This window comes from Actinomycetospora sp. CA-084318 (assembly GCF_050955885.1).
Classification (GTDB): domain Bacteria; phylum Actinomycetota; class Actinomycetes; order Mycobacteriales; family Pseudonocardiaceae; genus Actinomycetospora.
Genome location: NZ_CP192098.1, coordinates 180390 through 192428 on the forward strand (window position 1 = coordinate 180390; position 12039 = coordinate 192428).

10 protein-coding genes are annotated in these 12039 nt (G+C 72.7%); 7 read left to right on the forward strand and 3 right to left on the reverse strand.

Annotation, left to right across the window (positions count from 1 at the left end; all coding sequences use genetic code 11):
• Nucleotides 1-71 precede the first annotated feature (71 nt).
• The 6 genes from ACQPYX_RS00900 to ACQPYX_RS00925 all read left to right on the forward strand — a co-directional run bounded on the left by ACQPYX_RS00900 (nucleotide 72) and on the right by ACQPYX_RS00925 (nucleotide 5757).
• A complete protein-coding gene (locus ACQPYX_RS00900) occupies nucleotides 72-1772 on the forward strand; it encodes a hypothetical protein (protein ID WP_433801036.1) in 1701 nt (566 codons plus the stop codon).
• A 228-nt stretch (nucleotides 1773-2000) separates the two neighbouring features.
• Nucleotides 2001-3107 (forward strand): glycosyltransferase family 4 protein, encoded by a 1107-nt coding sequence (locus tag ACQPYX_RS00905; RefSeq protein ID WP_433801037.1) that lies wholly within the window; start codon nucleotides 2001-2003, stop codon nucleotides 3105-3107.
• A 26-nt stretch (nucleotides 3108-3133) separates the two neighbouring features.
• Nucleotides 3134-3859 carry a class I SAM-dependent methyltransferase gene (locus ACQPYX_RS00910; RefSeq protein ID WP_433801038.1) on the forward strand — a complete coding sequence of 242 codons (726 nt, stop codon included), beginning with the start codon at nucleotides 3134-3136 and terminating at the stop codon, nucleotides 3857-3859.
• A gap of 77 nt (nucleotides 3860-3936) precedes the next feature.
• Nucleotides 3937-4536 carry a class I SAM-dependent methyltransferase gene (locus tag ACQPYX_RS00915; RefSeq protein WP_433801039.1) on the forward strand — a complete coding sequence of 200 codons (600 nt, stop codon included), beginning with the start codon at nucleotides 3937-3939 and terminating at the stop codon, nucleotides 4534-4536.
• Nucleotides 4533-5312 carry a glycosyltransferase family 2 protein gene (locus ACQPYX_RS00920; protein WP_433801040.1) on the forward strand — a complete coding sequence of 260 codons (780 nt, stop codon included), beginning with the start codon at nucleotides 4533-4535 and terminating at the stop codon, nucleotides 5310-5312. The genes ACQPYX_RS00915 and ACQPYX_RS00920 overlap by 4 nt, the downstream gene beginning before the upstream one ends.
• A 1-nt stretch (nucleotide 5313) precedes the next feature.
• Complete coding sequence (locus tag ACQPYX_RS00925; RefSeq protein WP_433801041.1) at nucleotides 5314-5757, forward strand: DUF2304 domain-containing protein; 444 nt, start codon at nucleotides 5314-5316, stop codon at nucleotides 5755-5757.
• Here the strand turns inward: ACQPYX_RS00925 and ACQPYX_RS00930 are convergent.
• From ACQPYX_RS00930 to ACQPYX_RS00940, 3 genes are read right to left on the reverse strand one after another with little or no spacing between them, the layout of a single operon-like run.
• Complete coding sequence (locus ACQPYX_RS00930) at nucleotides 5686-6699, reverse strand: glycosyltransferase family 2 protein (protein WP_433801042.1); 1014 nt, start codon at nucleotides 6697-6699, stop codon at nucleotides 5686-5688. The two genes, ACQPYX_RS00925 and ACQPYX_RS00930, sit on opposite strands and share 72 nt — an antisense overlap.
• Nucleotides 6696-7952, reverse strand: a complete 1257-nt coding sequence (locus ACQPYX_RS00935; RefSeq protein WP_230753982.1) for a hypothetical protein — start codon at nucleotides 7950-7952, stop codon at nucleotides 6696-6698. Before ACQPYX_RS00935 ends, ACQPYX_RS00930 begins: the two co-directional genes overlap by 4 nt.
• On the reverse strand, nucleotides 7949-9868 hold the full coding sequence (locus ACQPYX_RS00940; RefSeq protein WP_433801043.1) for a DUF6541 family protein: 1920 nt from the start codon (nucleotides 9866-9868) through the stop codon (nucleotides 7949-7951). The genes ACQPYX_RS00935 and ACQPYX_RS00940 overlap by 4 nt, the downstream gene beginning before the upstream one ends.
• Nucleotides 9869-10180: 312 nt before the next feature.
• Between ACQPYX_RS00940 and ACQPYX_RS00945 the strand changes: the two genes are divergently transcribed.
• Nucleotides 10181-11998 carry an arabinofuranosyltransferase gene (locus ACQPYX_RS00945; protein ID WP_433803649.1) on the forward strand — a complete coding sequence of 606 codons (1818 nt, stop codon included), beginning with the start codon at nucleotides 10181-10183 and terminating at the stop codon, nucleotides 11996-11998.
• Nucleotides 11999-12039: the final 41 nt, after the last annotated feature.

Consider the following 12039-nt stretch of genomic DNA (forward strand, 5'->3'; position numbering starts at 1 on the left):
CCACCACGAGGACCGCATCCGCGCCGCCCGTCGTCACCGATCCGCCGGCGGCGCGGCGCTCTCTCCGGGCGGTGCCGGCCGAGCTCGGCGTCCTCCTCGGCTACCTCGCCGCCTCCGGGCTGCTGTTCCACCGCGTGCTCGGCGACCTCGCCGGCCGTGCGACCGGGGTGGTGGCCTCCGACTCGTCGTTGTTCACCTGGTGGCTGGGCTGGACCTGGTACGCGCTCAGGCACGGGCTCGACCCGTTGGTGTCGACGTGGCAGAACGCACCGGCGGGCGTCAACGGCATGTGGAACACCGGCGTGCCGGTGCTCGGGGTGCTCCTGGCGCCGGTGACCGCGACCGCCGGACCGGTCGTGGCCGACAACGTCGCGATGATCCTGGGGCCGGTCGCGTCGGCCTACCTCGCGCACCGCTGCCTCGCCGTCCTCGTCGGGCCGCGCTGGATCCGGGCGCTCGCCGGGCTGGTGTACGGCTTCTCGCCGTTCGTGATCGCCCACGCGTGGGTGGGGCACGTGAACCTGGTGTGGTCGGTGTTCCCGCCGGTCGTGCTGTGGGCCGCGGTGCGGGTGCTCGCCGCCCCGCGCCGGCCGTGGCTCGCGGGGGCGCTGCTCGGTCTCGCGTTCACGGTGCAGATGGGCCTCTACACGCAGACCGTGGCGCTGGGCGCCCTCGCGCTGGTGGTGGTCGCGGTCGTGCTCGCGGTGTCCGCGCCGCGGACGGCGTGGCGTCGCCTACCGTCGGTGGCCCGGTCGCTGACCGCGATGGTCGGCGTCGTCGGCGTGCTGTGCGCCTATCCGGTGTGGGTGCTCCTCGCGGGGCCGTCGCGGCCGCGGGCGTCGATCCGCGAGGCGACCGAGACCGGGGCGGACGCCGCGAACCTGCTGATCCCGTCGCCGCTCACCGCGATCCGACCCGGCACCGACGCCCTCGCCGAGCAGTTGCGCGTCTATCCCGGGGAGCAGGGCTCCTACCTCGGCGCGGCGATGGTGCTCGTCCTGCTCGCGGCCGTCGTGCTCGTGCGCTCGCGGGCGGTGCTGGTGACCTGTGTCGTGACCATGGTGCTCGCCGTGCTGTCGCTCGGCACCACGCTCGCGGTGCTCGACCAGGACACCGGGGTCTGGCTGCCCTGGCAGCTCCTCGTCGACGTGCCGCTCGTCGGCCAGGCCGAGGCGGGGCGGCTCGCGCCGTTCGTGGCGCTCGGCGTCGTGACGATCTGGGCGCTCGCCCTGGCGCACCTCACCCGACCCGTCCCCGACGGCGGGTGGCGCCGGGTGGGGCGCGGGGTCGCGGTGGTCGCGGTGCTCGCGGCGGCCGTGACGTGGGTGCCCGGTGACGACCACCAATGGACGACCGACGCGTCCGTCCCGGCGTTCTTCCGCGCGGGCACGCCGGGCATCGCGCCCGGGGCGATCGTCGAGCTGGTGCCGCGACCGTCGCAGGACTGGGTGCGCGACGGCGGGGTCCCGGTGCGCTGGCAGGCCGTGGCCGGCTTCTCCTACCGCCAGACCGGGGGCTACTTCATCGGCGGCAGCGACCGGGTCCCGGTGCTCCACGACGGCGAGATCGGCCCGTTCCAGCAGGGGGTCCTCGACGGTGGGCGCGGGGACGTCACCGCGGCCCGGGCGGACCTGGCGGCCAAGCAGGTGAGCGCGATCGTCGTGGTGCCCGACCAGGTGCGCGACCCGGACCGCGCGCTGGCGTGGGCCCGGGCCGTGGCCGGGGACCCTGGCCGGCTGGTGGAGGGCGCCTGGGTCGTCCCGATGCGGTGAGTGCGCAGTTCACGCGGGGTTCACGGTGTGCACCCCGAGATCGCCATCGGTGTCCGTCCGGCGTCCGGATCGTGCTCGTCTGTCCGGCGGATCGCTGCGGGGCGTGACACCGACGATCTCTCTCGACCGATACCGTGGTTTCTGCACGGATGACATCGGCCGACCACGGCGGTCGCCCGCGAGTGGAGGCAGGGAGGCGCGGTCATCGCCCGCACCGGGACACCCGTCGTGAACGACGTCGTCATCGTGCTGACCTACTACTCGCCCTACGTCTCGGGGCTGACCAACGTCGCCCGGGACGTCGCGGAGGGCCTGGCCGCGCGCGGCTGGCGGGTCTGCGTGGTGGCGAGCAAGCACGAGCCGTCGCTCCCGACCCACGAGTACGTCAACGGGGTCCGCGTCGTGCGCGCCCCCGTCCTCGCCAAGGTCGGCAAAGGGACCGTCGGGGTCAACCTGACGCGGCTCGCCCTGCGCGAGATGCGGCGCTCGCGGGTGGCGAACCTGCACCTGCCCCTGATCGAGGCGAGCCTGCTCACCCGCCTGGCGCCGATCCCCGTCGTCTCCACCTACCACTGCGACGTCAGCCTGCCGCCGGGCATGGTCAACGTGGCGCAGCGCGAGGCCGTCGACCGGTCCAGCCGCGGCGGCCTGAAGCGGTCGGTCGCCACCGTGGTGACCAGCGAGGACTACGCCCGGCAGAGCAGGCTCTGGCCCGAGATCGCCCCGCACATGGTGGCCATCCCACCGCCCTGCGCGCCGGTGGAGCCCGCCGCGCCGACCTACCGCCGAGGCGACGGGTTCCACGTCGGGTTCCTGGGGCGGCTCGTGGAGGAGAAGGGCGTCGAGCACCTCGTCGACGCGTTCCTGGCCCTCGACGACCCGGACGCCCGGCTGCTGATCGGCGGTGACCACAGCCGCGTCGCCGGCGGCAGCGTCGTCGACCGCGTCCGTGCGCACGCCGGCGACGACCCGCGGGTGGAGCTGCTCGGGTTCATCCCGGACGAACGCCTGGGCGAGTTCTACGCCTCGATCGACGTGTTCGCGCTGCCGTCGGTGAACGCCTTCGAGGCCTTCGGCATCGTCCAGGTCGTCGGGATGCTCGCCGGGGTCCCCGCCCTCGCGAGCGACCTGCCCGGGGTGCGGCTGCCGGTGGAGCGCACCGGGTTCGGCAGGATCGTGGCCCCGGGCGACGCCGCGGGGCTGACCGTCGCGCTGGCGGAGCTGCGGGACGACCCGCCGGACGCCGCGCACGGCCGGGCCGCCGCCGCCGACGCCTTCAGCGTCGAGTCCGTGCTCGACGCCTACGAGGCGGTCTTCACCAAGGCCGCCGGCTGACCACCGACCCCCTGGAGAACCCTGCTGTGACCGCCGACCGCGACATCGACGACGTCTCGCGCACCTGGACGAAGTTGGGCGACGAGGACCCGATGTGGGCGGTGCTCACCGACCGGGGCAAGTCGGGCAACCGGTGGAGCCCGGAGGAGTTCCTCGCCACCGGTGTCGCCGAGATCGACACGGTGCTCGGGCGCGTGGGCGCGCTCGGGCTGCAGCCGGGCCGGACCCGCGCCCTCGACTTCGGCTGCGGTGCGGGACGGCTCTCGCACGGTCTCGCGCAGGCCGGCTTCGGTGAGGTCCTCGGCTGCGACATCTCGCGGACGATGCTCGCGAAGGCCCGCGAGATCGTGCCCGACGAGGCGTGCCGGTTCGTGCAGGTGACGGGCACCGACCTGGCGGCGGTGGAGACCGACTCGGTCGACCTCGTCTACTCCTGCCGCGTGCTCCAGCACATGCCGCCCGCCCTCGCGCACGGCTACGTCCGGGAGTTCTGGCGGGTCGCGCGTCCCGGCGCGGTGGTCGTGTTCCAGATGCCGACGCAGCCGTCGTCCTCGCTCGCCGGCCGGGTGCTCTCCGCCCTCCCGGTCGGCGTCGCCCGCCGGCTCCGGCGCGGGATGGAGATGCACGGCACCCCGGAGCCCGAGGTGCGGCGCCTGGTGGAGTCGCTCGGGGCCCGCGTGGTCGCCGCCGATCCGGACACCAGTGCCGGTCCGCGCTGGGACTCGCGGCTCTACGTCACGACGAACGCCTGACCTGCGCCTACGCCCTTCGGGTGACCTGTCCGGGGTGCCGGATTCGTCGGCGGGAACGACGTCACTACCCTCGCGACGTGGCCTTGGACACCGGGGGAACCGAGGGTCGCACCTACACGGATCGTCTGGTGCGGCTCGAGGGAGCGCGCTGGAAGCGCGTTCTCGACGTGCAGGCGCCCTACCGGCGCAACCTCCGTGGGCTGCTCGGCGGCCGACGGGTCCTCGACGTGGGCTGCGGGATCGGGCGCAACCTCGTCTCGCTCTCGGCGGAGAGTGTGGGCGTCGACCACAACGCGACGTCGGTGGAGGCCTGCCGGCGCCGCGGGCTCCGCGCGGTCACCGTCGACGAGCTCGACGACTCGGTCGGCACCTTCGACGGCATGCTCGCGGCCCACCTGCTCGAGCACCTCGAGCCCGGGACGGAGGCCGAGGTGCTCCGGCCCTACACGCGCTTCCTCGAGCCCGGTGCGCGCATCGTGCTGATCTGCCCGCAGCAGCGAGGTTTCCGGTCCGACGCGACGCACACGGTGTTCTTCGACGACGCCCGCCTCGCGGCCACCCTCCGGGCCGTCGGAGCCCAGGTGGAGGCACAGCGGTCGTTCCCGTTCCCGAGGTGGGCCGGTCGGGCGTTCACCTACAACGAGTTCGTCACCGTGGGCCGCTGGGAGGGCGCGTGACCGTCGCCACCCCCGCGATCACGGCCGAGCGACCGAGGCTGGCCCCGGTCCTGGTCGTCCTGCCCGCGCTGAACGAGGCGGAGTCGATCGCTCCGGTCATCGCGGAGGTGCGCTCGCACCAGCCGGCCGCGGACGTGCTCGTGGTCGACGACGGTTCCACCGACCGGACGGCCGACGTGGCGCGGGCCGCGGGTGCGCGTGTGATGTCCCTGCCGTTCAACCTGGGGGTCGGCGGCGCTATGCGCGCGGCCTACCGGTTCGCCTACGAGGAGGGCTACGACTGCGTCGTCCAGGTCGACGCGGACGGCCAGCACGATCCCTCGGACATCGGTCGGCTCCGGGAGGCGCTGGTCGGCGCGGACGTGGTGATCGGCGCGCGGTTCGCAGGGGTCGGCGACTACGCGGTCCGCGGTCCGCGTCGCTGGGCGATGCGGCTCCTCGCGTCGACGTTGTCGAGACTGGTCGGCACCCCCATCACCGATCCCACCTCGGGCTTCCGCATGGTGAACGCGAACGCGCTCGCCCTGTTCGCGTTCGACTTCCCGGAGGAGTACCTCGGGGACACGGTCGAGGCGCTGGTGCTGGCGAGTCGGGCGCACCTGCGGATCGCCCAGGTCCCGGTCGCGATGCGCGAGCGGACGGCGGGGACGCCGAGCCAGAACGCCTTCCGCTCCTCGGCCTACCTGGCCCGCGTGGTGACCGCCATCGTCCTCGCGGTCGCGCGACGCGCGCCGATCGTGCGGCCGGGATCGACCGCCGAGGCGTCGGCAGCCTGACATGGCACGCCTCACGATCGTCACGATCGTCGTCGCGGTCCTGGCGTTCGTGCTGGTGTTCGAGCTGCTGCGGCGTCGCCGCCTGCGCCAGAAGTACGCCTTCCTGTGGGTGCTCGTCGCGGGCCTGACGGTGGTGCTGTCGGTGTTCCCGACGGTGCTCCAGCAGGCATCGGGCCTCCTCGGCATCGCCGTGCCGAGCAACCTGCTCTTCCTCGTCTCGCTGTTGATCCTCTTCGGCGTCTCGCTCCAGCTCTCGATCGAGGTGGGGGTGCTGGAGGAGCAGACGCGACGGCTCGCCGAGGAGATCGGCGCGCTGCGGCTCCGGATGGAGGACGTCGAGCAGCGTGGTCGGCAGGAGGCGGCCGTGCCTCTGTCAGAGGAAGCGTCGGACCTGACGCCAGTAGAGGCCCACGACGAGGTTGACCGGGCGCGCAGCCGCCGTTGACCCGACGACGTGCGGCGCCAGCGCGGGCGTGAGAACCGCCGTCCAGGTGCGGTCGTCGACGCGGCGCTCGGCCTGGAGCAGACGCCGCCGACGACGGACGTGCCGCAGGTGGGTCGCCATCCAGCGCCAACCGGCGACCTTCTCCCGGCCCCAACCCTGGGCACTCGCGAGCAGGAGGAGGGCGACCTCCAGGCCGAGCAGGAAGGGAGCGAGCAGGGCGAGCATGCGGCCGCTCCAGAGCGTCGCCACCAGCAGCAGGCGGTTCCGTTCGAGCAGGTACATCTTCGTCGGGTTCCGCGAGAACTCGTAGTGGTGCAGCGCCAGGGCGGTCGGCACGCACCGGGCGGACAGCCCGAGCCGCCAGCAGCGCAGACTCAGCTCGGTGTCCTCCAGATAGGCGAAGTACGAGTCGTCGAAGCCGCCGAGCCGGTCCCAGAGCGACCGCCGGATCGCGAGGCAGGCGCCGCTCGCGCTCGGCACGTCGAACGGCTCGGTCCGGTACTCGCGCTCCTCGATGTCCCCGGCCCAGCAGGTGCCCAGGACGTGGACCGGATTGCCCGCGCTGTTCAGGACGTCCGGACGGTCGGCGAACCGCACACTCGCCATCACCGGACCGACGTCCGGGCGGGCCCCCTCGTCGGCGATCCGGGACAACGTGTCCGGGGCGACCAGGCAGTCGGAGTTGACGAGCACGACGACGTCGCCGCTCGTCCGACCGACCCCCAGGTTGCAGCCGCCGGCGAAGCCGGTGTTCCGGCCCGGGGCCAGCACCCTGAGGTCGTCGCGCCCGAGCAGGGGCGCCAGGTGCTCCGGAGTGCAGCCGTTGTCCACGACCACGAGGTCGACCTCGACGTCCTTCGAGTCGAGAACGGCCTCCACGCACTCCGTCAGCCACGGCTCGTCGCCGTAGGCGAGCACGACCACGCCCACGTCGATCGTCACGACGTCGCTCCCGTCCGTCCGAGTCCGACCGTCTGCACCGTGAGCACCACCATCGACGCGGCGAGTTGCCCGCCGGCGGCGCCCACGATCCCGTTCCCGGCCGTCAGGGCCGCCACGACCAGCACCACCGTGCCGAGTGCCCAACCAACGGCGACGACGGCTGTGCGGTCGCGGGCGAGCAGGCGGGTCTGCGTGCCCTGCACGACCACCCCGACCGCGACCGACGCCGCGAGCATCACGAGGACCGTCCAGCTCACCGATTCGGAGAGCGCGAAGAACAAGCGCACCACCGGCGGCACGACGACGATGCTCACGAAGATCCAGACCACGAGGGCGGCGAGCCCCAACCCGACGATCCCCGGCCGCAGACGTCCGGAACGTCCGACCGTGCCGCCCACCTCGGCCTGCGCCGTGAGCCGCGGGAGGAGCAGAGCCTGGACGGCCGGGAAAGCCATGACGGGAGCGCGCAGGAGGACCGCGGACGCGGCGAATGCTGCGGCGAGAGCGGCGTCCGCCGTGCGGCCGTTCGCGATCACCGGGCCCAGGTTCCAGACGGCCTGCGAGAACAGGTAGAGCGAGGAACCGACGAGCAGGGAGGTGAGTCCGACCCGCGGACCGTTCCCCGCTCGACATGACCATCCGGTCGGCCGACGAAGGCGACCGGGCACGACGACGAGCGCTCCGACGAGCGGACCGATCGCGAGCAGGCCCATCCAGAGGAGGACGGACGTGGCCCCGAGGACGAGCAGGATCACCGCACCGAGGAGGTAGCACGCCGCCTCGACCGCGAGTGTGGCGGCGAAGGCGCCGTACCGTCCGGTGCCGGCCAGTGGTCCGCGGACGAACGAGGACAGGGCGAGGGTGAGCGCCGTGAGCAGGAGCAGGAGCACCGCGGACCACCCGCCGAGCACCCGGGCGAGCAGGCCGCCGAGGAGCAGGACGAGCACCCCGACGGCGACGGCGAGGAGGAGCCCGCCACGCGCGACGGCCGCCACCGCGCCCCCGGCGCTCTCACCTCGCGAGTGCGCCCGCGGAACGGCCCGGGTGAGCTCCAGCTCGAGGACGGCGAAAGTCCCGCGACCGACGGTGTTCGACAGAAGGTAAAAAGACGTCAGCGCGGCGAAGTCGATCGGTCCGAGCGTCCGCCCGGAGGCCATGAGCAGGAGGTAGCCCGTGCCGGCGACGAGGACCAGGGCCATGGGGACGCTCGCCTGGGCACCGAGGCTCCGCGCTCGGACGCTCCGGGTCGTCACGGAGACACCTGCGGCACTCGGTAGATGACGGCGTCGCGGTTCTCGAAGACCTTGGTCAGCGCGGGAACCGCCTGGAGATCCTGGAGGCCGGGCGCCCGCTCCAGCCCGTCGGAGATGAAGCCGTTGGCGACGATGACGTAACGAACGTCCATCCGCGCGATGGCGCTGCGCACGACCGGGTTCGTCTCCATCTGGTTGAACCCGTAGAGCAGAGCCCGCTGGTCGTCGTTCAGGGACGGGGTCTCGGTGGGGATCATGAGAGCGTGTCCGAACACCGGACGCACACCGGCATAGGCCCACATCCACGGCGAACCGTCCGCGGGGTCGTTCATCGTCACGCTGCCGGGCGGGGTGAGACGGGCGAGTTCGCGATAGGCGGCCAACTTGTCGGCGGTCACTGTCGGGCCGGACCCGTACAACTGTCGGACCCTGTCCACGTTCGCCGAGACGTAGAACAGGTGCGTCGCCACGCTCATCACGAGGAAGGCCACCACGACGCCGAGGCCGCGAACCAGTCGGCCGGTCCGATCATCGGCTGCGGCCCGGAAGAAGTTCAACACTGCGCCGAGACCGGCCGTCACAGTACGTGCGATGTTCGCGAGTCCGAAGCCGGCCACGAGGACGAGGCCGTGCGTGGCGAGGGCCAGCAGACGGTACTGATCGTTCCACCACGGTCGCGTCACTTCGGCGACGAGTGGCCCTTCGTACGAGGCCGCCGCGACGTAGAGACCCGCGAAGACGACGGCGCCCACGAGGTAGAAGGTCAGGACGCGCTGGCGCCGGACGCTCCACAGCCCGAGCAGGACGAGGATCAGGAGCCACCACTGCGGATGATCGCGGACGTGGTCCTGGAGCAGGAGGTGGCCGACGGCTTCTGCCGGGGGCGTCGTCCCGGGCCAGTCGACCGAGGCGCCCCCCGCGCCCGCCAGGAAGCCTCGTAGCTGCGGGAAGCCCACGACGAGCAGCACCACGACAGCGACGGCGAGCGCTCCCCACGACCGGGCCTGAAGCTCCCTCGACACGACGAGCTGCGCCACGAGCAGGACACCGAGGACGGCGGCCGCAAAGGCGGCACCCGGATGGAGTGCGACGAGTCCGAGGCCTGAGAGTGCCACCGTGATCGAGCGGAGCGAGGCGCTCCCGTCGGTCCTGAGGCAACTGGCGAGTGCGACCAGGAAGCTCGGGATGACCGCGGTTCCGAGGACGTAGGGGAACAGCGGCCCCCAGACCATGATGTCGTAGAGAGCGCTCGCCGGGACGCACGCGATCAGAGCCACCGCGGCTGCGGTCAGCTTCTCCCCACCCAGTACGACGACCAGCGCGGCGAGCCCGAGCGCGAACACGCCGGTCGAAACGGCGTCCCCGACGTTGAGGACTGCCTCGATCGGGATCCCGGTCGCCCGGACCACCAGCGCCGACAGCGCGTGGTCGGCGGACGGGTAGTAGAAGCTCTCCAGCGACGGGAAGTTGATGATCCTCAGGGCTGACGGGTCGGCGTTGCCGGAGTCCGCGATGAACCTGATCGCGTTGGCGTGGAACGTGGTGTCCCACCACTGCGGGAACGCCTGGAAGCGTTGGCTGGCCCGCCAGACGACGTAGGCGCCCACCCCTGCGGACACCGCCACTGCGAGGGCGACGAGCGCTCCGCTCGAGGTGATCTGCGGTCTCGTCGGCTTCCAGGCCGGTCGCGAACCGACGACGAAGATTCGGAGGGCGAGCACGATGGCGCACAGGAGGACGGTCGACAGCGCCAGCGTGCCGATGTTCCACGCCAGCCAGCCGCCGTCGAGATAGGGACTGACAGCGCCGATGAGGCCGAAGGAGACGGCCGGCGCCGCTCCCCAGCGGGCCCATCCGCGGAGTCCGACGGAGGCGGAGACAGCGAGCCCTGGGACGAACAGCAGGATCAGGAACAACAGAGCGGCGACGGCGGACTGGGCGACGGGGACCGGGGACGTCGCTATTCCACCCATGCCCGGCCTCCGTCCCAGTGACCGGATCGTGCCGATATGAGGGCTGGCCACATGTCGCGACTGCCCTCGTCCACGAGGGCCTCGTTCCGCGATCGTAGAGCGCGACCGGACCGCTCCCGGAGGAGGTCCGCGCGACTCGCCGTCGTCACCCGACCGTGTGCGAGATCGTCACCCGGCGGTGCCTAGAGTCCTCATCCCGGGGGCCGCACGCGACGAGGGGAGCCACTGATCAGCTCGCGACTCGGGCGTCCCGTCCTGCTCCTCGGAGGGCTCGTCGTCTCGGGCGCGACGTGTCTCGTGCTGCTCGTCGTCCTCAGCAGGCTCCGGCTCCCGTTCCCCACCTATGCCGCGTCGGCGATCGCCGCGACGGTCGGGGCGCTCGTCGTCGCGGCCCTGGTCTGGATCGCGGCCTCGGAGCGACGGGCAGGCAGTACGTGGGCCGCGCTCGTCGTGCCGGGCCTCCTCGCCGCGCTGCCGACCCTCTGGCTCGGCCTGCTGCTGCAGGGCACCCGGTGGTTCCTCGGTGGCATCTCGATCGACCAGAGCTTCCGCACCCAGATCCTCGCGCGCTTCGCGGCCACACCCGCGCTGGTCGACATGAACTACCTCGACCTGCCCTCGTACTACCCGGCCGCCTGGTTCTGGCTGGGCGGACGACTCGCCGACCTCGCCGGGGTCGCGGCCTGGGCGTTCTACAAGCCGTGGGCGATCCTCACCCTCGCGGTCGCCTCCTGGACGGCCTTCGTGGCGTGGCGATTCGTCGTCACCCCGGCGCGGGCGGTCCTCGTCGCCACCGCGACCACCGTCATCGGGCTCGGGGTCTCGTCCACCGAGCCGTACGCGTGGATCCTCGTGGCGGCCATGCCGGCCGTCGCGATCCTGCTCTGGCGGGCCGTCCGTGACGACGACGTGCGGCGTCGCGCCCCGACCCTCGTGGCGGTCGGGCTCTACCTCGGCGTCGCGGCCATGACGTACTCGCTCCACGCCGGGTTCTTCGGAGCGTTCGTGGTGCTCACCGCGCTCGTCCCCACCCGCGGTCGACGTCTCGGCGACCTGGCTCCCCGGCTGGCCCGTGCGGGGCTCGTGATCGGCCTCGGTCTCGTTCTCGCGCTCGTCGTCTGGACCCCGTACGTGCTCGCGGTGCTGGGCGGGGATCCGACACGCAGTTATGCCCAGCGCTACCTGCCGTCGAACGGTGCGTTCTGGTCCTTCCCGATGCTCCAGCCGTCCTCGGTGGGAGCGATGTGCCTGGTCGGGGTGATCGGCATCGTTCTCGGGTGGACCTCCTCGGCCCGGCTCGCCCGTCCGCTCGGGGTGCTCGGCCTGCTCGTCCTCGGGTGGTACGCGCTCACGGTTCCGCTGCTGCTCCTCGGACAGTCGAGTCTGGCCTTCCGGCTCGAGCCGGTGATCGAGCTCGTCCTGGTCTGCGCCGGGGTGTTGACGGCCGTGGAGGCCGTGCGTCTGCTGCGCGTGCGCGTCCCAGGGGTCCGCGTGCTGGCCGCGGTGCTGGGGGCCGTCGTCCTCGCCGCGTGTGCGCAGGGCGCGATCTCGCCCGACCAGCAGGTGGTCACGGAGGCCTACGCCGACCCGTACCCGACCGGGACCACCCCGACCGGTGGGTTCCGTCCGGACCGGATCGACGCCTGGACCCCGCAACTCCTGGCGGCCGTCCGCGACGCCACACCGACGGCCCCGGCGGACCTGGTGACGCTCGGCGGCCCGACACAGTTCTACGTCGCCGAGCCCTTCCATGGCTTCCAGCAGTCGACGCCGCACTACGCGAACCCGCTCGCCCAGTACGAGGCGCGCAACGACGCCGTCCGTTCCTGGGCCGCCTCGTCCGATGCCGCCGACCTCGTCCGGCGGCTCGATGCCTCGCCCTGGCCGGCGCCGCGGGTGTTCGTCCTGCTCCGCCAGCCCGACGGGTCGGGCACGACGAGGCTCGTGGAGGACGCGTTCCCGGCGACGCCGAACGTCGTCTTCGAGTCGGTCACCTTCCCGCCGCGCCTCTTCGCCTCGCCGGCCTTCGTGGTCCGCGAGGTCGGGCCGTACCTCGTGGCCGTCCGCCGGTGAGTGCCGGCGCCGGGCGGGCGAAGGCCTGAGCCAGGCTGGAG